The sequence below is a fragment of the Caulobacter sp. UNC358MFTsu5.1 genome, from assembly GCF_000712075.1.
Classification (GTDB): domain Bacteria; phylum Pseudomonadota; class Alphaproteobacteria; order Caulobacterales; family Caulobacteraceae; genus Caulobacter.
Genome location: NZ_JONW01000007.1, coordinates 314,915 through 339,311 on the forward strand (window position 1 = coordinate 314,915; position 24,397 = coordinate 339,311).

Annotated in this window: 21 protein-coding genes; 10 read left to right on the forward strand and 11 right to left on the reverse strand. The window is 70.1% G+C overall.

All coding sequences use genetic code 11. From position 1 onward, the window contains the following. Positions 1 to 144: 144 nt before the first annotated feature. The gene (locus BR39_RS0114025) at positions 145 to 606 is read right to left on the reverse strand and encodes a carboxymuconolactone decarboxylase family protein (RefSeq protein WP_029912976.1); all 462 of its coding nucleotides are present in this window, start codon (positions 604 to 606) and stop codon (positions 145 to 147) included. 257 nt (positions 607 to 863) lie between these two features. Between BR39_RS0114025 and BR39_RS0114030 the strand changes: the two genes are divergently transcribed. Further along, positions 864 to 1,619 (forward strand): SDR family oxidoreductase, encoded by a 756-nt coding sequence (locus BR39_RS0114030; RefSeq protein WP_029912979.1) that lies wholly within the window; start codon positions 864 to 866, stop codon positions 1,617 to 1,619. A gap of 56 nt (positions 1,620 to 1,675) precedes the next feature. On the opposite strand, the gene BR39_RS0114035 is transcribed toward BR39_RS0114030, so the two are convergent. The 5 genes from BR39_RS0114035 to BR39_RS0114055 form a co-directional block, all read right to left on the reverse strand. Beyond that, the gene (locus BR39_RS0114035) at positions 1,676 to 2,338 is read right to left on the reverse strand and encodes a hypothetical protein (RefSeq protein WP_051695697.1); all 663 of its coding nucleotides are present in this window, start codon (positions 2,336 to 2,338) and stop codon (positions 1,676 to 1,678) included. A gap of 45 nt (positions 2,339 to 2,383) precedes the next feature. Beyond that, positions 2,384 to 3,136, reverse strand: coding sequence for an SDR family oxidoreductase (locus BR39_RS0114040; protein ID WP_029912985.1), 753 nt, complete (start codon positions 3,134 to 3,136; stop codon positions 2,384 to 2,386). Between the two features lie 4 nt (positions 3,137 to 3,140). Then, positions 3,141 to 3,926: an SDR family oxidoreductase gene (locus BR39_RS0114045; protein WP_029912986.1), complete on the reverse strand. Its 786-nt coding sequence runs from the start codon at positions 3,924 to 3,926 to the stop codon at positions 3,141 to 3,143. Between the two features lie 363 nt (positions 3,927 to 4,289). Next, complete coding sequence (locus BR39_RS25365) at positions 4,290 to 4,709, reverse strand: DUF427 domain-containing protein (protein WP_051695700.1); 420 nt, start codon at positions 4,707 to 4,709, stop codon at positions 4,290 to 4,292. Positions 4,710 to 4,842: 133 nt separating this feature from the next. Then, positions 4,843 to 5,766 (reverse strand): LysR family transcriptional regulator, encoded by a 924-nt coding sequence (locus BR39_RS0114055; protein ID WP_051695702.1) that lies wholly within the window; start codon positions 5,764 to 5,766, stop codon positions 4,843 to 4,845. Positions 5,767 to 5,873: 107 nt separating this feature from the next. Between BR39_RS0114055 and BR39_RS0114060 the strand changes: the two genes are divergently transcribed. The 6 genes from BR39_RS0114060 to BR39_RS0114085 all read left to right on the forward strand — a co-directional run bounded on the left by BR39_RS0114060 (position 5,874) and on the right by BR39_RS0114085 (position 13,818). Further along, complete coding sequence (locus BR39_RS0114060; RefSeq protein WP_029912995.1) at positions 5,874 to 6,623, forward strand: SDR family NAD(P)-dependent oxidoreductase; 750 nt, start codon at positions 5,874 to 5,876, stop codon at positions 6,621 to 6,623. A 141-nt stretch (positions 6,624 to 6,764) separates the two neighbouring features. Then, on the forward strand, positions 6,765 to 7,565 hold the full coding sequence (locus tag BR39_RS0114065) for an alpha/beta fold hydrolase (RefSeq protein ID WP_051695706.1): 801 nt from the start codon (positions 6,765 to 6,767) through the stop codon (positions 7,563 to 7,565). Positions 7,566 to 7,626: 61 nt separating this feature from the next. Continuing rightward, a complete protein-coding gene (locus BR39_RS0114070) occupies positions 7,627 to 8,523 on the forward strand; it encodes a hypothetical protein (RefSeq protein WP_029913001.1) in 897 nt (298 codons plus the stop codon). Positions 8,524 to 8,717: 194 nt separating this feature from the next. Further along, positions 8,718 to 10,046, forward strand: coding sequence for a glycoside hydrolase family 1 protein (locus tag BR39_RS0114075; RefSeq protein ID WP_029913003.1), 1,329 nt, complete (start codon positions 8,718 to 8,720; stop codon positions 10,044 to 10,046). A gap of 11 nt (positions 10,047 to 10,057) precedes the next feature. Further along, on the forward strand, positions 10,058 to 12,274 hold the full coding sequence (locus tag BR39_RS0114080; protein ID WP_029913004.1) for a glycoside hydrolase family 3 C-terminal domain-containing protein: 2,217 nt from the start codon (positions 10,058 to 10,060) through the stop codon (positions 12,272 to 12,274). Next, on the forward strand, positions 12,271 to 13,818 hold the full coding sequence (locus tag BR39_RS0114085) for a carboxylesterase/lipase family protein (protein WP_029913005.1): 1,548 nt from the start codon (positions 12,271 to 12,273) through the stop codon (positions 13,816 to 13,818). Before BR39_RS0114080 ends, BR39_RS0114085 begins: the two co-directional genes overlap by 4 nt. 3 nt (positions 13,819 to 13,821) lie before the next feature. Here BR39_RS0114085 and BR39_RS0114090 read toward each other — a convergent pair whose 3' ends face one another. Next, positions 13,822 to 14,454, reverse strand: a complete 633-nt coding sequence (locus BR39_RS0114090) for a TetR/AcrR family transcriptional regulator (protein ID WP_156035770.1) — start codon at positions 14,452 to 14,454, stop codon at positions 13,822 to 13,824. Continuing rightward, complete coding sequence (locus BR39_RS0114095) at positions 14,455 to 16,599, reverse strand: beta-N-acetylhexosaminidase (RefSeq protein WP_197026708.1); 2,145 nt, start codon at positions 16,597 to 16,599, stop codon at positions 14,455 to 14,457. Positions 16,600 to 16,709: 110 nt separating this feature from the next. Between BR39_RS0114095 and BR39_RS0114100 the strand changes: the two genes are divergently transcribed. From BR39_RS0114100 to BR39_RS0114110, 3 genes are all read left to right on the forward strand, one after another. After that, a complete protein-coding gene (locus BR39_RS0114100; RefSeq protein WP_029913008.1) occupies positions 16,710 to 17,024 on the forward strand; it encodes a hypothetical protein in 315 nt (104 codons plus the stop codon). A 252-nt stretch (positions 17,025 to 17,276) separates the two neighbouring features. After that, complete coding sequence (locus BR39_RS0114105; protein ID WP_197026709.1) at positions 17,277 to 19,577, forward strand: TonB-dependent receptor; 2,301 nt, start codon at positions 17,277 to 17,279, stop codon at positions 19,575 to 19,577. 251 nt (positions 19,578 to 19,828) lie between these two features. Continuing rightward, positions 19,829 to 20,380, forward strand: a complete 552-nt coding sequence (locus BR39_RS0114110) for a TetR/AcrR family transcriptional regulator (RefSeq protein ID WP_051695715.1) — start codon at positions 19,829 to 19,831, stop codon at positions 20,378 to 20,380. Positions 20,381 to 20,432: 52 nt separating this feature from the next. Here BR39_RS0114110 and BR39_RS0114115 read toward each other — a convergent pair whose 3' ends face one another. From BR39_RS0114115 to BR39_RS27050, 3 genes are read right to left on the reverse strand one after another with little or no spacing between them, the layout of a single operon-like run. Continuing rightward, complete coding sequence (locus BR39_RS0114115) at positions 20,433 to 22,085, reverse strand: carboxylesterase/lipase family protein (RefSeq protein WP_029913016.1); 1,653 nt, start codon at positions 22,083 to 22,085, stop codon at positions 20,433 to 20,435. Next, entirely contained in the window at positions 22,085 to 23,428 is a 1,344-nt protein-coding gene (locus BR39_RS0114120) for an MFS transporter (protein WP_029913019.1), read from the reverse strand. Before BR39_RS0114120 ends, BR39_RS0114115 begins: the two co-directional genes overlap by 1 nt. 2 nt (positions 23,429 to 23,430) lie before the next feature. Continuing rightward, on the reverse strand, positions 23,431 to 24,396 hold the full coding sequence (locus BR39_RS27050; protein WP_231499467.1) for a 3-hydroxyacyl-CoA dehydrogenase family protein: 966 nt from the start codon (positions 24,394 to 24,396) through the stop codon (positions 23,431 to 23,433). Position 24,397 lies beyond the last annotated feature (1 nt).

Genomic DNA, 24,397 nt, shown 5'->3' on the forward strand with positions numbered 1-24,397 from the left:
GGGGCGGGGAGGGGAAAGAGTCACGCCCCGGCTCGCGGTGACGAGCCGGGGCGCAGCGGAGCCGCATCGCGCCTTTGGGGAATGGATCGGCGCGCGTCTCCGCGGGTCCGAAGCGACGGCGGTGTCGCTTCGGAGATCGGGACCCTAGGCGGCCACGGTGGCCGGCTGGACGGGGTGGACGGCGCGGGCGGCCACCTGCAGGCGGTTCCAGGTGTTGATCTGGCCGATGATCACCGACAGGGTCGCGATCTCGACCTCGGTGAACTGGCTCTTGACCAGCTCGTAGTCGGCGTCAGGGGCGCCGGTCTTGGCGATCCGGGTCAGGGACTCGGTCCAGGCCAGGGCGGCGCGCTCGCGGTCGGTGAACAGCGGGGACTCGCGCCAGGTGTCCAGCAGGAACAGGCGCATGTCGGTTTCGCCGTGGGCCTTGGCGTCCGTGACGTGCATGTGGACGCAGAAGGCGCAGCCGTTGATCTGCGAGGCGCGGATCTTCACCAGCTCGGCCAGGCCGTGCTCGATGCCGGCGGCGCCGAGGGCCTTCTCGACGGCGATCAGGGCGTTGGTGAGGTCCGGGACGATTTTGAACGGGGCGAAGCGCGGGGTCATGTTGGATCCTTCGGTGGGGTTTGAAGTGATCCGAGCTTGCCGGGCCGCCGGGGGCGCCGGCCATCGTCCGGCCGGCGGGTGGACCTACGCCCTTCCGACAGGTCGCGTCCTCCCTGGGAACAGGCCGGACCCGCCGTCCTCTGTTCCCGGATCGCCCCCGGGGTTAGCTTCGGCCGCCCGACTTGGCGGTATGGATAGCGTTCCATGCGCCAAGAGACGCGCGATACCTCTCCGGACAACCGTCAAGGAGACCTGACATGAAGATCGTCGTCATCGGTGGAACCGGCCTCATCGGGTCGAAGACCGTCGCCAACCTGACCCGCATGGGCCACGAAGCGATCGCCGCCGCGCCCAACACCGGGGTCAACACCCTGACCGGCGAAGGCCTGGCCGAGGCGCTGGCCGGCGCGGACGTCGTGGTCGACGTCGCCAACTCGCCCTCGTTCGAGGACGACGCGGCCATGGCCTTCTTCCAGACCGCGGGCCGCAACCTGCTGGCCGCCGAGCAGGTCGCCGGCGTCAAGCACCACGTCGCCCTGTCGGTGGTGGGGACCGAGCGCCTGCAGGCCAGCGGCTATTTCCGCGCCAAGCTGGCGCAGGAGGCGCTGATCAAGGCCTCGCCGGTCCCCTGGACGATCGTGCGGTCGACGCAGTTCTTCCAGTTCGTCGGGGGCATCGTCCACTCGGCGGCCGCCGGCGACGCCATCCGCCTGCCGCCGGTCCAGATCCAGCCGATCGCCGCCGACGACGTCGCGGCCATCCTGGCGCGGACCGTGGTCGGCGCTCCCGTCAACGGCATGATCGAGATCGCTGGCCCCGACGCCTTCCGCCTGGACGTCTTCGCCGAGCAGTACCTGGACGCCCAGCAGGACCCGCGCAACGTCGTCGCCGATCCCGAGGCTCTGTATTTCGGCGCCCGCCTGGAAGAGCGGTCGTTGACGCCGGGCGCCGATCCGATCCTGGGCGAGACCGCCTTCGAGGACTGGCTCAACGAGTCCATGGCCGCCGACTAGCGGCCTTCGTCATTGGCGACGAGGGAGGACGGGCGGCCCGACGGCCGCCCGTTTTTCTATTCGGCGAAGGGGCCGTTGGCGATCACGTCGACCCAGGACGGCGCCTTGTACCCGGGGACCAGCCGCTCGCCGAAATCGCGGATGAAGTTGGCGTAGGTGGTCTCGGGCTTGGTCTGGGCCATGTGGCAGACGCAGGCGGTGAACTGGCGCTTCATGTCCAGGCGGGGCGCGGCGGCGATGGCCAGGGTCATGGTCGAAACGCCCAGCAGGTCGTTGTCCGGCGTCCCGAAATCGGCCCCGATCCCCCGTGCGCAAAGCGCGACCTCCGGCTCCTTGAAGGCGGCGATCGAGGGCGTGCCGTGCAGGGCGATGCTGTCCCAGATCAGCTGGGCGCGGCGATCGTCGAAGCCCTGCTCGCGCACGAAGGCCCGGGCGACTTCGGCGCCGTTGACCTCGAAGCGGTTGGGCCCCGACGCGTGCTCGGTCAGGCCCAGGTCGTGCAGCAGGGTCGACACGGCCAGGACCTCGGCGTCGTGCGCGACGGAGTCCAAGGCGGCCAGCTTGACCGCGAACATCCACGAGCGGGCGACGTGGTTGAACAGGAAGGCGGGGCAGCGCTCGCGGGCGTGGTTGAAGGCCCGGCTGATCAGGGGCGATTGGGGAAGGCCGGGGAACAGGGTGCGCAGCTGGCCTTCGGTGACGGGCGCGGCGTCGGTCATGGCGATGATCCTTGTGGGGGAGGGAAGCGGGAGGGGGCGGCGCGCCTATTGCGCGGTCCGCTCCCGCAGCCAGCTGTCGAACTCGGTGTGGCCGAACCGCGGGACCGCGCCCGCGATCAGGGTCTGGTCGTCGAGCCGCGCGCCGAAATAGCGCGCCTCGGGATCGGCCGTGACGCGGCGGGCGTCGCCGCGCGCGGCCAGGTACTGACGCGCCAGCTCGTCCAGCCGGAACGGGTCGGGCCCGGCCACCTCGAGGGTGTCGTTGGCCGGCGCGCGGTCGGCGATGTCGGCCAGGGCCGCGGCGGCGTCGTGGGCGGCGATGAACTGGACCCGGGCCGGCGGCAGACGGACCTCGTCGCCGTTCGCGCCGTCCGCGACGACGGCGTCCAGGAACTCGAAGAACTGGGTGGAGCGGACGATCGTGTACGGCACGCTGGACGCCTTGATCAGGGCTTCCTGCAGGAGCTTGGCGCGGAAGTAGCCGATTTCCGGCAGGCGCTCGGAACCGACGATCGACAGGGCCACATAGTGGCGCACGTCGTTGGAGGCGGCCGCCGCCAGGATGTTGCGGCTGGAGGTCTCGAAGAACCGAAGCGACGTCTCGTCGTCGTAGGTCGACGGGTTGACGACGTCGATGACGACCTCCGCCCCGACCAGGGCCTCCTCCAGCCCCTCGCCCGTGATGACGTCGACGCCCGTCCTCTGCGAGGCGGACGTGACCTGGTGGCCCTGGCGCGCCAGGATCTCGACGACCTTGGACCCGACGACGCCCGCGCCGCCCGTGACAACGATCTTCATGGGATCAACCCTTCCGGTTCGAATGGAGGCCGGCGGGAGCCGGGGCCTGCAGGCTCTGGCGCAACCAGTCGGAGAAGCGGGTCGGGGCGATGCGCGGGCGCTCGCCCGGCAGCAGCGACCGCTCGTCCAGCTCGGCGCCGAAATAGGGGGCGTGGACGTCGGCCACGACGCGGCGCGGGTCCTCGTAGGCGGTGAGCACCTGGGTGGCCAGGTCGTCCAGGCGGTAGCGCTCGGGGCCCGCGACCTCGACGGTGTCGTTCAGCGGCGCGCCCAGGACGAGGTCGGCCAGGGCCTCGGCGACGTCCTCTCCGGCGATCGGCTGGACGGGCGCCGGCGAGATCACCACGTCGCGCGTCGTGCCGTCCTGCACCACGCCGGTGATGAACTCGAAGAACTGGGTCGACCGCAGGATCGTGAACGGGATCCCGGACGCCTTGACCAGGTCCTCCTGGAGCTTCTTGGCCTGGAAGTAGCCGCTCGCCTGCAGGCGGTCCGTGCCCACGATCGACAGGGCGATGTGGTGCCCGACCCCGGCGGCGCGCCCGGCGGCGAGGAGGTGGCGGCCCGAGGTCTCGAAGAACGCCTTGGCGTCCGCCCCATCCAGCGACGGCGACTGGGTGACGTCGACGACGACGCTCGCGCCCTCCAGCGCCTTGGCCAGTCCCGCTTCGGTGAGGGTGTCGACGCCGAAGGTCGGCGAGGCCTCCAGGACGCGGTAGTCGTCCTGACGAAGATTATAGACGAGCTTGCCGCCGATCCGGCCGCTGCCGCCCACCACCACGATTTTCATGTGCGTCGCCCTTCGCGCGATCCAGAACCCAGGATCGGAAGGCTAGGACCGGGGGCGGGGATGGGTCGATTGGCCGAAAGGGTCAGGGCGGGCTATCCCGCCGTATAGGGTCTCGGCGCCGTTCGGCCGGGGTGCGCGACGCCGCGGCGCTGTGGCCGTCGCGGCGTCGCGCGGGTGAGCCGGACAGGTAGGATGCTCGCCTGCCGTTTCGTCGGCCGTAAGATGAAATCGGAAAAAATCTTACGTTCATCATCCCTGTCGCGTCCGATTAACACGGCTGCGGGATGTTGTTAGGAAATCGTCCTGCCTAAACGGAACTGTACATAGGTATAGGAAGTATAGGGGGCGAACATCACCGCGGGTTCAGCGCCCTTGGTCGCCGATGTCGACGCCCTCGTCGTCGATCTCGGTCTCGGCCGCCGAATGCCCGTCCACCTGGATCTCGACGTGTTCGGGGCGGAAGGCGATGCGCCCGGCGATGTCGGCGAACGGCGCGTTGGGCGTCTCGTAGGACCAGGCCACGTTGTCGACGATGTGCTGGTCCCGGTAGATCGTGAAGTACCGCGCATCGCCCTTGTCGGGGTTGCGGGTGACCTTGTCGGTCTGGCTCAGGAACACCATGAACACGTCCTTGCGCGGGAAGTAGCGCACGGGCGGCCGGCCGGCCTCGCACACCACGACCACGTCGCTGCTGTCGGCGATGTCGTGGCCCTCGAACAGCACGCGCACGCGCGTCCGCTCACGGACGATCTCGAAGGTCGGGTCGGATTGGGGAGAGGTCATGTCGTTCGCGCCTGGCTTGAGGAAACCGCTGGTCCCAGGGGTACGGGACTTGGGGGCGCGTCGAAACTGTACGGAGGGCGGCCGGCGAGCCCGCCGAAGGTCTTGCCCGAGTTGGACCAAGGGATAGGACGTCCTAGTCCGGGGGCGTGGCGGGATCGCCGGACGCCCGCCCCAGCGCCGCCGCCTGCTCGGCCACGAAGTCGGCGAACAGGCGCGCGCGAAGGGGTTGGAAGCGGCCGAAGGCGTGGAGGATCTGCAGCGGGACGGCGGGAAGCGGAGCCTCGGGCATGACGATCTCCAGCCGGCCGGCCCGCAGGTCCTCGTCCACGGTCCAGCGCAGCAGTTGGGCGATCCCCACGCCGTTGATCGCCGCGGCCCTCAGGGCGAAGCCGGAATCGCAGTCGAGGACGCCGTCCGGCGACAGCGTCGCGCCGTCGGCGAAGGTGATCGGGAAGGGGCGTCCGTCCAGGCGGTAGCGGACGTGGCGCGCGGCCCGCAGCGCCTCGAGCGTTCGTGGCCGCCCGTACTGGTCCAGGTGGTCCGGGGCGGCCACCAGGACCAGCGGCGCCCGGCCCAGCGGCCGGATCGTCAGCGCGCTGTCGTCCACCTGGCCGACCCTCAGGGCCAGGTCGTAGCCTTCGCGGATCAGGTCGACATGACGGTCGGTCATGTGGAGTTCCAGATGGATCCGGGGATGCCGCTTCAGGAAGATCCGCGTCAGGGGGTCCATGAGCAGGCGGCCCAGGTCGCTGGGCAGGGAAACCCGAAGCCGACCCTGGGCGACGGCGGCGGTCTGGACGACGTCCTGCGCCTCGCCGAGCGCCCGCAGCAGCGGCATGACGCGCTCGAAATAGGCCGCGCCCTCGAGCGTCAGGTTCAGGGTGCGGGTCGAGCGCGTGAACAGGACGACGCCCAGCCGACGCTCCAGCCGGGCCACGCTCTTGGAGACCGACGACGGGGTCGCGCCCGCCAGCCGCGCCGCGGCGCTGAAGGAGCCCGCCTCGACCGTGTTGATGAAGGCCGTCAGGCCGGCGGCGTTGTCGAGAAGGTCGGTCATTCTGTTCCGTCATGGAATAGGTAACTTGCCATTTCCCCGACTTATTTGAGTTTCCGTCAAGACCATTTGGAGGGCCTGGACAACACTCCCAAGGAGGCGAAAGCCCAATGGACTCCCTTATCGACAAGGTCGCGGTGGTCACCGGCGGCAACAGCGGCATCGGCCTGGAGACGGCCAAGCTCTTCGCGCGGGAAGGCGCGTCGGTGATCATCACCGGACGTCGCGCGGACGTGGTCGAGGCCGCGGTCGCCGAGATCGGGCCCCGAGCCGTCGGCCTGGCCGGCGACACCGCCGATCCGGCGCACCAGGCGGATGTCGCCGACCTGGCGCGCGAGCGCTTCGGCGGCGTGGACATCTACGTGGCCAACGCCGGCGTGAACACGATCACGCCCTCGTCGCAGGTTTCCGAAGCCGAATACGACGCCCAGTTCGCGATCAACGCCCGGGCGGTGTTCTTCGGGGTCCAGAAGATCGCGCCGCTGTTGCGCGACAACGGCGCGGTCATTCTGACCAGCTCGATCGCCAGCGACAAGGTCCTGGACGGCCACGCGGTCTATGCCGGGTCGAAGGCGGCCTTGAACGCTTTCGCCCGCAGCTGGGCGCTGGAGTTCAAGGCGCGCGGCATCCGCGTGAACGTCCTGAGCCCGGGACCGACCGACACCGCCATCCTCGACAAGTTGGGCGTCCCGGCCTCGGAGCGCGCGGCGTTCGAAAGCGCGGTGGCTAGCGGCATCCCGCTGGGCCGTCTGGGGCGACCGGAGGAGCTGGCCCGGGCGGCGCTGTTCCTGGCCTCCGACGCGGGCAGCTTCGTCAACGGCGTCAACCTCAAGGTCGACGGCGGCATGAGCCTGCTCTAGCGCCTCGCCAGCCACCCCCGTGGAGGCTCCCGCCCTAGACTTTCGGACAGGTCCGCCAGGCCCTTCCGCGAGATAGGCGCGGGGCGGGCGGACCCGCAGTCTTGGCGCAGAGGCCGTTGCCGGCCGCCACGGAGACACCCCATGCGCAAGTTTCATCCCGGCCTGTCCCTGGCCGCCCTGTCCCTGGCCGCCGTCCTCGCCCTGGCGGGTCCGGCGGTGGTCCGGGCCGCGACGCCTCGCGAGAAGCCGACCATCGTGCTCGTCCACGGCGCCTTCGCCGACTCCTCGGGCTGGAACGGCGTGGTGACGCGGCTGAACCGGGACGGCTACCACGTGGTGGCCGCGGCCAACGCCTTGCGCGCCCTGAATTCGGACGCCGAGACGGTGTCGGCGCTGGTCAAGTCGATCCCCGGGCCGGTGATCCTGGTCGGCCATTCCTACGGTGGCGAGGTGATCACCGAAGCGGCCAACGGCAACGGCAACGTCGAGGCGCTGGTCTATGTGGCCGGCTTCCTGCCCGAGGCCGGCGAGTCGGCACTTTCCCTCTCCGGCAAGTTCCCGGGCGGCACGCTCGCCACGGCGCTGGCGCCGGTGGTGCTGCCCGACGGCGACGAGGACTTCTACATCCAGCCCGCCAAGTTCCGCGACCAGTTCGCCGCCGACGTGCCGGCCGCCACGGCGGCGCTGATGGCCGCGACCCAGCGTCCGGTGACCGGACGGGCCCTGTCCGACATGGCCGGCGCGCCGTCGTGGAAGCGCCTGCCGTCCTACGTGATCTACGGCTCGGCCGACCGCAACATTCCGGCCCAGACCCAGCGGTTCATGGCCGAGCGGGCCGGGGCGCGGAAGACCGTGGCGGTCGAGGGCGCGTCCCACGCCCTGATGGTCTCGCATCCCGACAAGGTCGCGGCCCTGATCGAAGACGCCGCCTCCGGCCGGTGAGGTCGCATTTTCCTGGATTTCGTGCGATCCGGTTTCGGGTCGCACGATGTTGGAGACCCCGATGAACGCCCGTCCGACGCGCATTCTGCTGCAGACCACCATCCCCCCGATCGAGGACGACTGGTCGATCGCGCGCTTCAGCCTGCTGCGCGATCTCCTGGCGGGCGCGGTCGATGACGAAGGGCGGCCGCTGTACGCCGTGGAGGCCCGGAACCGCGGACCGGTCGGCGTTCCCGACCCTGTCCTGTCCAGGCTGGACGAGAGCGACTTCGACCAGCTGTGGCTGTTCGCGGTCGATGTCGGCGACGGCCTCGCCGACGCGGACTGCGAGGCGATCTCCCGCTTCCACGCCGCCGGTGGCGCCCTGATGGTCACGCGCGACCATATGGACCTGGGCTCGTCCGTCTGCAACCTGGGCGGGGTCGGCCTGGCCCATCGCTTCCATAGCAAGAACCTCGAGCCCGACGAGAGCCGCCACGTCCGCGACGACGAGGAGACCCAGGCCATCTCCTGGCCGAACTACCGGTCCGGAGCCAACGGCGACTATCAGGAGATCCGGGTGGTCGAGCCGGCGCACCCGATCTTCTCGGCCCCGTCGTCGCCCACCGGCGTCCTGCGCTACCTGCCGGCTCACCCGCACGAGGGCGCGGTGATCGTCCCAGACGGGACCGAGGCCCGCACCGTCGCGACGGGCAGGAGCCGGACCACGGGGCGGGATTTCAACCTCGTCGTGGTCTTCGAGCGCAGCGAGGAGGGCGGTCCCGCGGTCCTCCAGAGCACCTTCCACCATTTCACCGACTACAACTGGGACCTGGCGATGGGGCGCCCGAGCTTCGTGTCGGAACGTCCCGGCGACGGCATGGCTCGCGAACCCCAGGCGCTGGCGGACACGCACCGATATGTCCTGAACGTCGCGGCCTGGCTCGGCCGGCGTCCAACCGCGTCCCCAGGGGCCTGATCTTCGGGTCCCCATCAGAGCCAAGGCCCGCCGGCAGCGCGCTTCCATCGCGTGCATCGGCCTGGACAGGTCTCTGGACACCAGGCGCCGTGCGAGCAGGTCAGGGTGTGATAATTAAAAGCAGGATTGACTGTATCTTGTCGCGTTTCTAAGTTTCTCCCCGATCGCCCATCCAGGGCGGCGGGAGGAAGTGCATGGGTGGGGTTTTCGATCGGCGTGCGGTGCTGTGGGGCGGGACGGCGACCGTCGCCGCGGTGGCTTCGGCGGCGCAGGCTGGGTCCGGCAAGTCCACGGCGCGGCCCGGGTTCCTATGGGGTTCGGCCGGCGCGGCCTATCAGATCGAGGGCGGCAACTACGCCAGCGACCTGTGGGTGATGGAGCACGTCAAGCCGACCATCTTCAAGGACCCCTCCGGCGACGCCGCCGATAGTTATAACCGCGTCTGGGAAGACATCGCCCTGGCCGCCTCGCTGGGCTTCAACACCCACCGTTTCTCGATCGAATGGTCGCGGATCGAGCCCGAGCCGGGCCAGATCTCGCTGGCGGGCATCGCCTATTACCGCCGCGTGCTGGAGACCATCCGCAAGCACGGCATGACCCCGTTCGTCACCTACAACCACTTCACGACCCCGCGCTGGTTCGCGGCGGCGGGCGGGTTCGAGACCCGAGACAACATCCCGGCCTTCGTCCGCTACTGCACCCTGATCACGGAGCACCTGGGCGACCTGATCGGCGTGGCCTCGACCTTCAACGAGCCCAATCTCGGCGCCCTGGTCAGCTGGTCGCCGGCCATCCGGCCGCTGCGGCCCTATATCGAGATGTCGAAGAAGGCGGCCGCGGCCTCGATCGGCGCGGCCCATTGGGCGCCGCCGGTTCTGGGCGACTTCCGCATCCAGCAGCCGATCATGATCGAGGCCCACGAGCGAGCCTATGAGGCCATCCGCAAGGCCTCGAACGATCGCTACCTGGTGGGCGTGACCCTGTCGCTGAACGACGAGCGCGCGCCGCCGTCGGGTCCCAGCGGGGTGGAGGCCAAGCAGGCCCAGGTGATGCTGCCGTGGCTCCAGGCCCAAGGCGACTTCATCGGCGTGCAGAACTACACCTACACCGAGGTCGGGCCGGACGCCGACCTGCCGGCGCCCAAGGGCGTCGAGCTGAGCCAGATGGGCTATCCCGCCGCGCCCGAGGCGCTGGAGGCGGTGATCCGCACGGTGGCCAGGCACACCAGGAAGCCGATCTACGTCACCGAGAACGGCGTCGCCACGGAGGACGACACCCGCCGGGTGGCCTTCATCGACAAGGCCGTGGCGGGGGTCGTCGACTGCCTGCGCGACGGCATCGACGTGCGCGGCTACATCCACTGGTCGCTGCTCGACAACTGGGAATGGTTCTCCGGCTACGGCCCAAAGTTCGGCTTGGTCGCGGTCGACCGCACCACCTTCGCCCGCACCCCCAAGCCCAGCGCCCGCCACATGGGCGCGATCGCCCGCAAGGGCCTGCCCGCCGGCGTGAAGAGCCGTTGAGGAGCCCGCCCATGTTGAAGCGTTTTGTCGGATTGCTGCTGATGACCTCGACCCTGACGACGGCCGGCGCGGCCCTGGCGCAGGTCTCGGATCCGGACGCCCGCGCCAGGGCCATGGTCGACGCCATGACCCTGGACGAGCAGATCGGCGTGCTGCGCACCCAGGCCGGGTTCGGCCTGCTGTCGCTGGGCGTGCCCCTGCCGGCGTCGATCCCCGAGAGCATGCGCAAGGCCACCCCGCCCGGCGCCCTGGGTTCGGCCGGCTATGTGCCGGCGGTCGAGCGGGTGGGCATGCCGGCCCAGCAGATGTCGGACGCCAGCCTGGGGGTCGGCAATCTGGGCGGGTTCATCCGGCGCGGCGACGAGGCCACCTCGCTGCCGGCGACCCTGGCCCTGGCCGCGACCTTCGATCCGGAGCTGGCCCGGGCGGCCGGTGACATGCTGGGCGCCGAGGCTCACGCGAAAGGTTTCAACATCCAGTTGGCCGGCGGGGTGAACCTGACCCGCGAGCCGCGCAACGGCCGGAACTTCGAGTACGCCGGCGAGGACCCGCTGCTGGCCGGCCAGATCGTCGGTGCCCAGGTGGCCGGGATCCAGGGGCGCCACGTGGTCTCGACCGTCAAGCATTTCGCCCTGAACGCCCAGGAGACGGGTCGCTTCGTGCACGACGCCCAGCTGGACGAGGCGGCCCTGCGCGAATCCGACCTGCTGGCCTTCGAGATCGCCATCGACCGTGGCCGGCCCGGCTCGGTCATGTGCGCCTACAACAGGATCAACGGCGACTACGCCTGCGAAAGCCAGTTCCTGCTGGGCAAGGTGCTGAAGGGCGACTGGCAGTATCCGGGCTGGGTGATGTCGGATTGGGGCGCCTCGCACAGCCTGGCGCCGGCCCTGAAGGCGGGCCTGGACCAGGAGTCGCCGCAGGACGGCCCATACTTCGACGGCTTGAAGGCGGCGGTCGAACGCGGCGAGGTCTCGCCCGAGCGGGTGCGCGACGCGGCCTATCGGATCGTCCGCAGCTTCCACGCAGTGGGCGTGATCGACGATCCGGCCAAGCCAGGCGGCGCGATCGACAAGGACGCCCATGCCGAGGTGGCCGAGCGCGTGGCCCTGTCGGGCATGGTGCTGCTGAAGAACGACGGCGTGCTGCCCCTGGCGGCGACGGCAAGGAAGATCTTGGTGATCGGCGGCTTCGCCGACAAGGGCGTGCTGTCGGGGGGCGGCTCGTCGCAGGTGATGCCTTACGGCGGTCACTTCACCGACCGGCGGGGGCGCGACGGCATCGCCGCCATCCTGGCGCCGGTCTACGGTCTGTCCTCGCCGCTGGCCGCGCTGAAGGCCCTGCGGCCGGACGCCGACATCCAGTTCGACGACGGCGGCGATCCGGCGCGCGCGGCGGCCCTGGCCAAGGGCGCGGACGTGGCCATCGTCTTCGCCACGCGGCCCGAAGAGGAGGGGATGGACGCTATCGCGCCGGACCTGCCCTATGGCCAGGACGCCCTGATCGCAGCCGTGGGCGCGGCCAATCCGCGTACGGTGGTGGTGCTGGAGACCGGCAACCCGATCCTGATGCCGTGGCTGTCGAAGGTGGGCGCGGTGCTGCAGGCCTGGTATCCGGGCCAGCGCGGCGGTCCGGCGATCGCCAAGGTCCTGACCGGCGAGGTCTCGCCCTCGGGCCGCCTGCCGATGACCTTCCCGGCCGGCGTCGCGCAGCTGCCGCGTCCGGCGATCCCGGGCTTCGACCCGAACAACCGCAAGCCGCTGGGCCTGGGCGCCAAGGTCGCCCCGTTCGCCGTGCCGTTCCCGGAAGGGGCCGACGTCGGCTACCGCTGGTTCGAACGCAGGAAGGCCAAGCCCCTGTTCGCGTTCGGCCACGGCCTGACCTACACGACCTTCGGCTATTCGAAGCTGGCGGCGAAGGGCGGGGAGGGGGTCTCGGCGACCTTCACCCTGACCAACACCGGCCCGCGCGAAGGGACGGAAGTCGCCCAGCTCTACGTCGCGCCGCCGGGACGGACCCATCGCCTGGCGGGCTGGGCGCGGGTGACGCTGAAGCCGGGCGAGAGCCGTCAGGTGACCATCGTCGCCGATCCGCGCCTGCTGGCGTCGTATGACGTCAAGGCGGGGGCCTGGCGTCGGGCGGGCGGAAGCTACGACCTTTATGTCGGCAAGGCCGCCGGCTCGCGCGACCTGGTCGCCAAGGCCAGCCTGACGGAGGGCGGTCGATGAGCCTCGTCGCCCTCGTCGCCTCAGCCGCCCTGGCCGGGCCCGTCGCCAAGATCGACACCGGCGCGCTGCAAGGCGCGACCACGGACGGGGTGACCGCCTTCAAGGGCATTCCGTACGCCGCCGCGCCCGTCGGCGACCTGCGGTGGCGCGCGCCCCGGCCGGCCGCGCCCTGGACCGGCGCGCGCGACGCGTCGGCGATGGGGCCGGACTGCGTGCAGGGCCGCATGCCCGGCTCGCCCGAGCCCGCGCCGCAGTCGGAGAACTGCCTGTTCGCCAATGTCTGGCGACCGGCCGGGGCCAAGGCGACAGGCAAGCTGCCGGTCATGGTCTGGATCCACGGCGGCGCCTTCGTCAACGGCGGCTCGTCCTCGCCCGAGACCTGGGGCGACGCCATGGCCCGGCGCGGGGTGGTGTTCGTCACCTTCAACTATCGCCTGGGCCGGTTCGGGTTCTTCGGTCATCCGGCCCTGAGCGCCGAGCATCCGGACGAGGCCACGGGCAACTACGGCCTGATGGACCAGATGGCCGCCCTGGCCTGGGTCCGTCGCAACATCGCCGCCTTCGGGGGCGACCCCAGGAACGTCACCGTCGTGGGCGGCTCGGCCGGCGGCATCTCGATCAACCTGCTGCTGGGCGCGCCCAAGGCCGAGGGGCTGTTCGACAAGGCCATCATCCAGTCCGGCGCGGGCCGGCGGTTCCTGACGCCCGAGCGGCGCCTGTCGCAGGACCTGCCGGGCAAGCCCTCGGCCGAAGGCGTCGGCCTGGCCTTCGCCAAACGGCTGGGCGTCGAGGGCCAGGACGCCGCGGCCCTGGCCGCCCTGCGCGCCCTGCCGGCCGACAGGATCGCCGCCAACCTCAGCATGGCCACCCTGGTCTTCCAGGGCGAGGGCGCGCTCTATTCCGGACCGGTGGTGGACGGCAAGCTGATCGTCGAGACGCCGGAGGACGCCTTCGCCCACGGGCGGCAGCACAAGGTCCCGACGATCGTCGGGGCGACCAGCGCCGACCTCAGCCTGGACTTCACGCCCAGCGCCGACGCGGCCTACGCCAGGTTCGGCGAGGGCGCGGCGGCGGCGCGGGCGGCCTACGACCCGGACGGCAAGCTGGCGCTGAAGGCCCTGAACCAGGCGATCGGCGGCGACCGCAACATGGTCGAGCCGGCCCGCTTCGTGGCCCGGGCGACAGCGGCCAAGGGCGCGCCGACCTACGAATACCGCTTCGGCTATGTCGCCCCGGCGGCGCTGGCGGGATCGCCCTACGGCGCCAATCACTCGACCGAGGTGGCCTATGTCTTCGACCGCCTGACCCCGGTCTACGGCGCGGCGACCACGACGGCCGACCAGGCGGTGGCGGGGAAGCTGGCCGACTACTGGGCCAATTTTGCGCGCAAGGGCGATCCGAACGGACCGGGCCTGCCGGCCTGGCCGCGCTACGACGCCAAGGGCGACAAGCTTCTGGACGTGCGCGCGGATGGAAGCTTTGTGAGCGGGGTCGATCCTTGGCGCGCGCGCCTGGACGTCGCGGAACAGGCGGCGGGGAAGTAGGCCTCAACCGAGGCGGAGCGGACGCTTCGCCTCGGGATCCAGCGCGACCGCCACCATGTCGCGCAACAGGGCGACCACCCGGTCCAGATCGGCCCTTGGGTCCAGCGTGCGGGCCACGGAGAGGCCGCGCACGGTCCAGACCATCAGGCGCAGCAGGGGCGTGGTGATCGGTTCGCCATAGATGTCGTCGAAGCGTCGGGCCCAGGCGAAGGACTCGGCTTCGATCATGCTCTGCATCGGCAGCAGCCGTTCGGCCAGTTCGGGATCGCTGCGGGAGCCCTGGAGCACCTCCAGCACCGCGACGCCCGAGGGGCGGCTCAGGACGTCCCAGGCGACCTCGACGAGGCTTTGCAGTTTCTGGCGCAGGTCGCGGATGTGGCCGAGGCGCGCGACATACTCCTCGACTTCCCGGTCATAGACGGCGCGCACCACGAACAGCATCAGGTCCACCTTGGTGGGGAACTGATGCAGCATCGCGCCCCGACTGACCCCGGCCCGCGCGGCGACCAGCGAGGTGGTGGTGGCCGCGTAGCCGCTCTCATGCAGGCAGTGGATCGCCGCCTCCAGCAGGCGCATGCGCGTGCCGTCGCTGCGCTGCGCCTGGGTGCGGCGAGGTTTGGGAATGGGGTCGTCCACCTAAGGCGCCGCCGCGAGCAGGGCGCGGACGCCCGGGGCGATCTTGATGATCAGGTCGGCGGGCGGCTGTTTGCCCAGGAAGCTGAACAGCGGGCGGGCCGAGGCGGCGTCGAAGGCTTCGACGCGAGCCAGCACGGTCTGGGCCTGGGCGCGGTCGGCCTCGGCCAGGGGCTTTCCGGCCTCGACGGCGTCCATGGCCGCGAGGGCGGCCCCGGCCAAGGCGGCGATGTCGGCCGAGATCGGCAGGGCCTGCTCCAGGGCCGGCCGGCCCCGGGCCACGGCCTGGAAGCGGGCGTCGTTGGCGCGCCAGGCGACGAGGTCGGCGCGCAGGGCGGCGGCCTGGCTGAGGTCCCCGGCGGCGAACGCCTTGGCGCGGGCCTCGAAACAATGGGCGACCAGGCTGTCGACGGGCGCGGCGTCGGCCAGGCCGTTGAGCTCCTGCACGATCTTCCGGCCGCGCAACGCCGCCAGGATGCGGTGGTCGTGGGCCATGTTGCGGGTCGGGCCGACCAGGTCCAGCAGCGTCATGACCGGTTCCGATTGGCCCGGCGCCAGGCGCGCGGCCATGCGGGCGCTGTTGGCCTGGTCGCGCAGCCCCTGGACGCGGAGTTGGTCCTGGACGACGGGTAGGCGGCGATAGAGGTCGTCGGTGTCGCGCACCGTGCGGGGCGACCAGAAGCGCTCGGCCAGGACGGCGGCGCGGGGCCACAGGCGCGAGTCGATCGTCTCGTCGGTCACGATCTCGGCCCACAGCGGCGCCTCGCCGCCCAGCACCAGATTTTCCTGCTCGGGCGTCAAGGGCGGCAGCGGCTTGGCGACCAGGGCGTCCGTCAGAACGGCCGCCATGATCGGCGAGAGCTTGCGGCCCTTTTCCGCCTCGGCCGGGGTAAGGCCGGCGGCGGAGGTGTCCAGCGGATCGAAGGCGTAGTGGAACGCGGCCGGGTTCAGCAGGTCCAGATAGTAGCCGGCCGAGACGATCGTCCGGTGGCCCTTGGCGACGGAATCGGCCGTGGCGTTCGAGGTCTGCCAGGCCTGGATCACCACGTCCTTCGGCGCGGTCCCGGTGGCGGCGACCTCCTCCCAGCCGATCATGGTCTTGCCGTGCTTGCTCAGGATCGCGGCTACGCGCGTGTGGAAGTAGCCCTCCAGAGCGGCCTTGGAGCCCAGCCCCTTGGCCGTCATGAAGGCCCGCACCCGCGGATGGTCCAGCCAGACCGCGTCGCTGACCTCGTCGCCGCCGGCGTGGAAATAGGCGTCGGGGAACAGGGCGCCCATCTCGGCGAACAGGCCGTCGAGGAAGCGGTAGGTCTCTTCCCTGGTGGGATCGAGCGCGCGGTCCTGGGCGGCGAAGGCGTTGGCCGGCTTCAGCGGGGCCAGGGCCAGGTCGGGATAGGCCTGGGCGATCGCGCGGGTATGGCCCGGCACGTCGAACTCCGGGACGATGCGCACGCCCCGGTCGGCCGCATAGGCCACCAGCTCGCGGATCTGCGCCTGGGTGTAGTGCTGGCCGTCGCCCGACGCTTGGAGCCTGGGATAGCGCCTGCTCTCGACCCGGAAGCCCTGGTCGTCGGACAGGTGGAAGTGCAGGACGTTCAGCTTGACCCGCTCCATGGCGTCGATCTGCCGCTTGACGGTTTCGAGCGTCATGAAGTGGCGGGCGGTGTCGATCAGCACGCCGCGCCAGACGAAGCGCGGGGCGTCGTCGATCGTCACGAAGGGCAGGGCGGCGCCGGGCGGATTGACCGCGATCAGCTGGCGCAGGGTGGCCAGGCCCCGCAGCACGCCCAGCGGTCCGTCGGCGTCCAGGGTCACGCCGTCGGCGGTCACCTTGAGGCGGTAGGCCTCGGCGGTGGGATCGGGGCGGCAGGCGATGCTCAGCTTCGGTCCAGGGCGCTGGGCCGGGGCCATGCCGGTCAGGCTGGCCGCATCGTGCTGGAAGCGTTCGGCGGCGCGGCCCGCGCGAGGATCGCGGCAGCCGGCGGAGTCGATCGCGAAGGCCCCGTCCAGCGCCAGCTCGCCCGCGTTCCAGGTCGCGGCGGCGGGCAGGGGCATCAGGGCCGGCTGGGCGGCGGCGGGCAGGGCGCCCATCGCCAGCATGGCCCCCAGGCAGGTCGATCCCAGCAGAGCGAAGGCGCGCTGACGCATGAAGGCTCCCATCCTTGATCCAACTTACAAGCGATCTTGACTGCATGTTAATTGCGCCACTATCGTTCGTGCAACAGAAAGGTCCTCGGACCCAAGCGTGGGAGAACGGAATGCGTGTGACGGCCCTGGCCCTGACCCTGATGGCGGCCTCGCCGGCCCTGGCCCAGAGCGCGCCGGCCCCCGCGCCCGTCGCGGCGCCGGCCGCCGCCTTCTCGGCCGACACGCCGCTGGAAGTCGTCGTCGCCGATCCGGCGGCCAAGGCCGTCCTGGCCAAGACCTTGCCCAACCTGGCGTCGCATCCGGCCTTCGACCAGTTCAAGGCCATGAGCCTGCGCCAGCTGCAGCCCTACGCCTCGGACAGGATCAGCGAGGACCAGGTGGCCAAGGTGGACGCCGACCTCAAGGCCTTGGCCGCCAAACCCTAGGGCGCTCGCGCGCCGACATCGCGGTCTTTCCGGCGCGGTCCGGCCGACGTCTTCGGGGCGTCGCCGAGGCCGCACGCCTGCGTTCGGGCCACAAGAGCGCGTCGTAAGCGACGAAAAAGACACATCAATTCCATAAACAGTCAGATGTGATCGTGAATTGGCTTGCAAGCCATAAACAATCATAATTGACTGTAAGTGAGGGCGTCGCGAACGGCAAAGAGCGCCCCACGAAACCAAATGAGGGGATTGGGAATGCGAAACACCGCTAGGACCTACCGGGCCGCCTTGCTGGGATCCGCCATGCTGGCGGGCGTCCTCGGCGCCACGACCGCAACGGCTCAGGAGGCGGCGCCGTCCTCGTCGTCGGTCACCAGCCTCGACGCGATCATCGTCACGGCCACCAAGCGCGAGCAGCGCCTGCAGGACGTGCCCGTGGCGGTGACCGCCGTGTCGGGGAAGACCTTGGAAGCATCGAACTTCCGCGAGGTCTCCGACATCCAGTACCTGGCCCCGAACGTCACGTTCTCGTCGACCAATCCGGTCGCCAACGGCGGCGGCTACCAGATCCGCGGCGTCGGCACCCAGACCTATGACAGCGGCGTCGAGCAGACCGTGGGCCTGGTGGTGGACGGGGTGATCATCGGCCTGCCCCGCGACCCGGGCGCGGCCGGCTTCGCCGACATCGAGCGCGTGGAAGTGCTGCGCGGACCGCAAGGCACGCTGTTCGGCAAGAACGCCTCGGCCGGCGTCATCCAGATCGTCACCAAGAACCCGCGCCTGGAGCAGACCTCGGGCCAGCTGGACCTGTCGTACGGCGAGCGCGACGAGCAGATCGCGCGCGGCGTCGTGAACCTGCCGCTGGGCAAGACGGCGGCGGTGCGGGTGTCGGGCTTCTACAACGCCCAGGACGGCGCCATCCCCTATGCGGTGCGCACCAGCGGCCACGTCGGCGACCGCGAGAACAAGGGCGTCCGCGCCAAGCTGCTGTGGGAGCCGGTCGACGACCTGACCATCGTGGTGGCGGCCGACTACCAGAAGGCCTTCGCCCGCGACGCGGCCATCATCCACACGCTGGGGATCAACCCGCGGTACAACAACCTGTTCGCGGCGTTCCCCGAGAAGCCGGGTCCGAACACCTACATCAGCTTCCAGGACGGCGACTGGAGGGCCAACACCAAGGTCCAGGGCGTTTCGGGCCAGGCCGACTACCGGATCGGCGGCTTCACGCTGACCTCGATCACGGCCTATCGCAAGTCGCAGATGACCCAGCTGACGGACATCGACCACGCGCCGATCGACATCTTCAACTTCAGCGACGGCGGCCTGGACAGCGACCAGTTCACCCAGGAATTCCGTATCACCTCGCCCTCGGGCGAGAAGCTGGAATACGTGGCCGGCCTCTATTACCTCGACACCCAGGTCGACGGCTGGACGACCCAGAAGGGCGACTTCCTCAAGTTCTCGACCGGCAGCGCGCTCTATCCCCCGGCGGTGCTCTACGGCCGGCGCGACCAGAGCAACGAGACCCGCAGCTACGCCGCCTACGGCCAGGCGACCTATGCGATCAGCGACGTCTTCAAGCTGATCGGCGGCCTGCGCTACACCGACGACAAGGTCTCGGGCGACCTGAAGGTCAGCCCGGTGCCCGGCTACTTCACCTACGGAACCCTGCTGCCCTATTCGGGCGAGGTGTCGGCCGACAACTGGTCCGGCCGGGTGGGCGCGCAGTACCAGCCCAACCGCGACGTGATGGTCTACGCCACCTACGCCACCGGCTACAAAGGCCCGGCGATCGACTCCCTGAACGGCCAGATCAAGCCGGTGAAGCCCGAGACGGTCGACAGCTACGAAGCGGGCGTGAAGTCCACCCTTTGGGAAGGCCGCATGACGCTGAACGCGTCGATCTACCGGGCGGACTACACCGACTTCCAGGCCCAGGCCCTGGACCTGACCTCGGCGACGCCGCGGCTGGGCCTGACCAACGCCGGGCTGATGCGGGCGCAGGGTGTCGAGGTCGAGACCTCGATCCGCCTGGCCCCCGGCCTGACCGTCGGCGGCAGCGCCAGCTACAGCGACGCCAAGTTCAAGGACTATACGGGCGCCTGCTACACCGGCCAGCCGACGTCCGCCGTCACGGGGCAGGGGTGCTACCTGCTGCCGGGCTCGACCGGGACCTACGTCGCCAACTACGCCGGCCAACGCCTGACCAACGCGCCCAAGTGGAGCTACACGATCAACGCCACCTACGAGCGGCCGGTGACCGCCGAGCTGAAGTTCGACGCCAGCGTCAACTGGGCGTGGCGCGACGACAGCAACAGCATCACCGCCGATCCCAAGTCGGTGGTCGGCGCCTACGGCATGCTGAACGCCGCCCTCGGCATCGGCCGCGACGACGGCCGCTGGCGGCTGGGGCTCTACGCCCGCAACCTGCTGGATAAGCGCTTCTTCGCGCCGTATCCGTCGCTGACCCTGATCAACGCCGGCGGCTACGAGAAGATCGTCAGCCCCGATGCGTTCCGCACGGTCGGCGCCAAGTTGAGCCTGAGTTTCTAAGGCTCGAATGGGCGAGCGCACCGATCTCCCTTGGGACGCTCGCCCACCCCTTTCTCGACGGGACGACGCCGCGACGCCGGGGCCGGCCAAGCGTGCGCGCTGACCGCCAGTTCACGAAGAGGCTGGACCGCGAGGGCGGTTGCCCTGATCTTTCCGCCATGACTCAAGGTTCGCAGACCCTCGCTCCGGTCGATCCTCGCCCCCGTCGCCGAACTCAGGCCGAGCGCAGCGGCGAGACGCGCCGCATCCTGTTGGAAACAACGATCCGCTGCCTGCACACCAAGGGCTATGCGGCGACGACCACTTTGCTGGTGGCGCAGGAGGCCGGGCTCAGCCGCGGCGCGATGCTGCATCATTTCCCGACCCGCGTGGACCTGATGATGTTCGTCGTCCAGTCGGTGTTCGACGACGAGGTCGCTATCTATGACGCGCGCCTGACGGCGATCCCCAATCCCAAGGAACGGATGTACGCCTTCCCGCAGATCGTCTGGGAGGTCCTCAGCCGTCCGTCCGGCGTCGCCGTGCTGGAAATCCTGCAAGGCTCGCGCAGCGATCCCGACCTGACCGAACGCCTGGCGCCGCTGCAGGCCGAGATCGAGCAGAACGCCCTGGCGCTGCTGGGGCGGTGGTTCGGCGACACCGGCGGCGCGTCCAAGACCGCAATGCGCCTGGTGGTCTGGGCCGTGCGCGGCCTGTCGATCGCCCAGGTGCTGGTTCCCGACCCCGAGGAGGTCGAGAAGTCGGTGACGTTGCTCCGGCGCATGCTCGAGGTCTACGCCGAGCGGCCGCGCGGTACGGAATAGGGGTGCGGCGGCGCAGTGGCGTGTCCGAGTTCTGCGCCGCCGCCGATGCCCGCTAGCGGCAATCGCTCGTCCGCGCCGGCAGCACCGGCGCGGTGCTGCCCGTGCGCCAGTTCCATGACTGGCTTCCCTCGGCCCGGCGTCGGCACATCACCTGCTCATGGAGCGCGTACATGCCCGGCATGAAGCCTGTCGCCGCTTGCGAGCTCTCGGCGAAGTGCATGTAGGCGCCGGCGGAGCCGAAGGCGTCCCAGGCCGGGCCGTGTTCGGACGACGGCTTTCCGCTGCGCGCAAAGCTGGTCCAATAGTCCAACATCTGGCTGGAGATCCGCCGCTCCGCGTCCGTCTCCGGGATCGCCGGCCAGGCCGGCGGCGTGTTGGCGATCGTGCCGAAGACGAAGGGCACTTCGCTGGCGTGGAAACCCGTCACGCCGGCCGCGTCGGCGCTGGGGTAGCTGTGGCTGAAATAATAGAGGAACGCGGGCTGACCCAGGGTGGCCTGCTTGCGCACCAGGCGCTCGGAGGTCCAGCCGAAGACCGCGTCGCGCGTGCTGTCCAGTCCGTTCTGTTCGAGATTGGCGGTCGCCGGATAGAGGCGGAGATAGTCGTCCGCCAAGTCGCCATAGCGCGCCTTGACGCCTTCGACATAGACCGCAGGGCTGGCCGGGACCGGCGGCGCCAGGAAGCGAAGGGTGCGGATCTCACCGCTGTTGAACCCGGCGATCAGCGGCACGGACGCCTGCTCGCCATGATCGAAGGTGTCGACCAGCTGGCGCTTCAGGACCTTGCCGTCGATCGTCCCGTAGGGCGCATAGCCGGTCGCGGCCGACGCCTCGACCAGTTTGCGCGCGTCCATCGCCCGCAGCGTCGCGAGATCGGGCGCCTGCAGCTTGCCCGCCAGCCAGGCGCCGATGTCCTCGGCCGAAGCTTCCTCGCCCCGCTTGGCGCGCAGCTCGGGCATGGTGAAGAGGTAGCCGCTCTCCACGATCGCCTTGTCGAAGGTCCCGCGCGCCTTGGGCGAGGCGAGCAGATATTCGACGCTGAGCGCCCCGGCGGATTCCCCGAAGATCGTCACGTTGCGCGGATCGCCGCCGAAGGACGCGATGTTGTCGCGCACCCATTGCAGCGCCTGGATCTGGTCGAGCAGCCCGTAGTTGCCGGACGTGTCGTCGGGCGACTCCTTGCTGAGCGCCGGATGGGCCAGATAGCCGAGCACGCCCAGGCGGTAATTGATCGAGACCAGCACGACCCCGCGCTTGGCGAATTCCCGGCCGTCGTACATCTTCGAATGACCCGATCCCCAGATCAGGGTGCCGCCATGGATCCAGACCATCACCGGCGCGTTGCGCGCGTCGGCGGGCGCGGTCACGTCGAGGGTCAGGCAGTCCTCGGCCATCGGCACCTTGCCGCGGTCATAGGGACCCGCCGCCATCGGCGGCTGCATGCACGCCACGCCCATCGTCTGGGCGGCGCGCACGCCCTGCCACCGGGGCATCGCGGCCGGGGGCTTCCAGCGGCGCTCGCCGACCGGCGGAAGGGCGTAGGGGATCGCGCGGAACACCGTGGCGTCCCCCTCGCGCAGGCCTTCCACGGAACCGGCCGGTGCGTTCACGACCGGCGCCTGGTCGGCCGCGGACGCGCAGTCGGCTCCCGTGACCAAGACGCATGCGGCGAGGGCGGCGGCCATCAGGCGCGGAAAACTCGTCATCAGAGGGTTCCTTCTTGGAGGCGTTGGTTGCGGCGGATCAGGCGCGCGAGGATCAGGAACAGCGCGGCCGCGATCAGGTACATCGGCGCGAGGGCGTAGTAGGCGGCCCGCAGGGCGTGGTCGCCGTAGACGGGGCGGAAGTGGTCGCTGGCCATGCCGACATAGGTCGGTCCCAGCCCAAGGCCGATGAAGTTCATCACCAGCAGCAGCAACGCGCCGGAGATCACGCGGCGTTCAGCGGGGACTTCACCCTGGACGAAGGTGACGGTGGCCGACAGGAAGAACGAGTTGAGGAACATGGGGACCAGCAGGAACAGCAGGGACAGCTGCCAGGTCGGCGCCCAGGCGAAGGCCAGGAAGAAGGGCAGGGCGAGCAGCAGCGAGATCGCCGGAACGGTCGCATAGGCGGCTTTGCCGCGCGCGGCGAACCGATCGACGATCCGCCCCGAGGCGTAGATGCCGGCGCTCATGCCGATCCCGACGACCAGCGCGTACCAGATCGCGACGTCGGCCAGCTGCATGCCCTTCTCGCGCATCAGGAACAGCGTCGTGAAGTTGAGCAGGCCGTAGGTGATGAAGTTGCCGGCGCCGCTGGCCAGGGACGCCATCAGCAGCAGCGGGTTGCCGAAGAACTGCGCGATGGTCGGGAACAACCCGGCGCCCGCCGCGTCCGGGGGCGTCGAGCGTCCCGGAGCGTCCATCTGTCCGCGCCTCGGCTCACGGACGATCAGATGGACGGCCACGGCGGCGACCACGCCGACTATGCCGATCACGTAGAAGGGGATGCGCCAGCTGAAGGCGGAGGCCAGCGAGGCGCCGAAGGCGACGCCCAGCGCCGAACCGATCGGCGGGCCGAGATTGAAGATCGCCATGGCCGTGGTCCGCCGTTCGCGCGGGAAGGAGTCCGAGATGATGGCGTAGGACGGCGGCACGCCGCCCGCTTCGCCGACGCCGACCATCATGCGCGCGACGACGAGCTGCCCGTAGTTGCCGACCATGCCGCACGCGGCGGTCGCGCCGCTCCACAGCGCGCAGGCGATGGCCAGGACCCTGACGCGGCTGGTGCGGTCGGCCAGCCAGCCGATCGGGATGGCGATGAAGCAATAGAAGAGCGCGAAATAGAATCCGGTGAGCAGGCCCAGCTGGCCGTCGCTGATCTTCAGGCCGTCCTGGATCGGCTTGGCCAGGATCGAGATGAGCTGGCGGTCCAGGAAGTTGAGCACATAGACGAAGCAGAGCATCGCCAGCGTGATCCGCGCGCCGCTGGGGACGGGGGCGGCTGGCCTCGGGGGCGTTTCGGGCGCCGGCGTCATATCGAGTTTCGCCTCTCCAGAAATCTTCATGGTCACGCCTTCTCCAGCCAGCCTGGCTTGCCCCGCCCGCCGGAATAGCCGGCGGCGACGCGCTGTTTCAGCAGGGCGGGCGGTCGGAAGCGCTCCCCGTAGGACTCCTGCAGGATCTCCTGGACCTGCAGGCACAGGCCGGAGGTGACGTTGTCCATCAGGGCGAACGGTCCGATCGGGTGGCCCAGGCCCAGCCGGCACGCGGTGTCCAGGTCCTCCGGCGTGGCGACGCCTTCCTCGACCAGCTTCACCGCCTCGATCAGCATCGCGTGCAGCATTCGATTGACCGCGAAGCCGGGGACGTCCTTCACCGCGATGGGCTTTTTGCCGACGCCTTCGAGAAGCGCGGTGGTCCAGGCGACGATCTCCGGGCTCGTCTCGAACGCCGGCACGACCTCGACCATCTGCATCCGAGACACCGGCGAGAAGTAGTGCGTGCCGAGGAAGCGCGGCCGGCGCTCCGGCGACAGCGCAGCGCCGATTGTCGAGATGGGCAGGGTCGAGGTGTTCGACGCGATCACGCAGGCCGGCGGACACGCCTTCGAGAAGTAGTGCGTGCCGAGGAAGCGCGGCCGGCGCTCCGGCGACAGCGCAGCGCTCAGGGTGGAGATGGGCAGGGTCGAGGTGTTCGACGCGATCACGCAGGCCGGCGGACACGCCTTGTCGAGCGCCGCCAGGACCTCGCTTTTGACCTCGAGCGCTTCAAACACCGCCTCGGTCACCAGGTCGCGGTCGCCGAAGCCGGCGAGGTCCGGCGCTGGCCGGATGCGGTCGAGCGCCATGGCGCGTTGGCCTTCCGTGTAGAGGCCCCGCGATACGCCCCGGTCCAGCAGCGCCGCCAACCGGGCCAACGCCTTCTCCAGCGCCGCCGCGTCGCGGTCATGGAGCTGCACGTCCAGGCCGGCCAGCGCGAAGACCAGCGCGATCTCCGCGCCCATCAATCCGGCGCCGACGACACCGATCTTCAAG

Bases quoted from the DNA above. Each gene is read 5' to 3' on its own strand.
- BR39_RS0114025 (WP_029912976.1), bottom strand. From the start codon at position 606: ATGACCCCGCGCTTCGCCCCGTTCAAAATCGTCCCGGACCTCACCAAC.
- BR39_RS0114085 (WP_029913005.1), top strand. From the start codon at position 12,271: ATGAGCCTCGTCGCCCTCGTCGCCTCAGCCGCCCTGGCCGGGCCCGTC.
- BR39_RS0114080 (WP_029913004.1), top strand. From the start codon at position 10,058: ATGTTGAAGCGTTTTGTCGGATTGCTGCTGATGACCTCGACCCTGACG.
- BR39_RS0114105 (WP_197026709.1), top strand. From the start codon at position 17,277: ATGCGAAACACCGCTAGGACCTACCGGGCCGCCTTGCTGGGATCCGCC.
- BR39_RS0114035 (WP_051695697.1), bottom strand. From the start codon at position 2,338: ATGACCGACGCCGCGCCCGTCACCGAAGGCCAGCTGCGCACCCTGTTC.
- BR39_RS0114070 (WP_029913001.1), top strand. From the start codon at position 7,627: ATGAACGCCCGTCCGACGCGCATTCTGCTGCAGACCACCATCCCCCCG.
- BR39_RS0114055 (WP_051695702.1), bottom strand. From the start codon at position 5,766: ATGACCGACCTTCTCGACAACGCCGCCGGCCTGACGGCCTTCATCAAC.
- BR39_RS0114030 (WP_029912979.1), top strand. From the start codon at position 864: ATGAAGATCGTCGTCATCGGTGGAACCGGCCTCATCGGGTCGAAGACC.
- BR39_RS0114040 (WP_029912985.1), bottom strand. From the start codon at position 3,136: ATGAAGATCGTTGTCACGGGCGGCGCGGGCGTCGTCGGGTCCAAGGTC.
- BR39_RS0114100 (WP_029913008.1), top strand. From the start codon at position 16,710: ATGCGTGTGACGGCCCTGGCCCTGACCCTGATGGCGGCCTCGCCGGCC.
- BR39_RS0114060 (WP_029912995.1), top strand. From the start codon at position 5,874: ATGGACTCCCTTATCGACAAGGTCGCGGTGGTCACCGGCGGCAACAGC.
- BR39_RS0114075 (WP_029913003.1), top strand. From the start codon at position 8,718: ATGGGTGGGGTTTTCGATCGGCGTGCGGTGCTGTGGGGCGGGACGGCG.
- BR39_RS0114115 (WP_029913016.1), bottom strand. From the start codon at position 22,085: ATGACGAGTTTTCCGCGCCTGATGGCCGCCGCCCTCGCCGCATGCGTC.
- BR39_RS0114120 (WP_029913019.1), bottom strand. From the start codon at position 23,428: ATGAAGATTTCTGGAGAGGCGAAACTCGATATGACGCCGGCGCCCGAA.
- BR39_RS25365 (WP_051695700.1), bottom strand. From the start codon at position 4,709: ATGACCTCTCCCCAATCCGACCCGACCTTCGAGATCGTCCGTGAGCGG.
- BR39_RS0114065 (WP_051695706.1), top strand. From the start codon at position 6,765: ATGCGCAAGTTTCATCCCGGCCTGTCCCTGGCCGCCCTGTCCCTGGCC.
- BR39_RS0114045 (WP_029912986.1), bottom strand. From the start codon at position 3,926: ATGAAAATCGTGGTGGTGGGCGGCAGCGGCCGGATCGGCGGCAAGCTC.
- BR39_RS0114095 (WP_197026708.1), bottom strand. From the start codon at position 16,599: ATGCGTCAGCGCGCCTTCGCTCTGCTGGGATCGACCTGCCTGGGGGCC.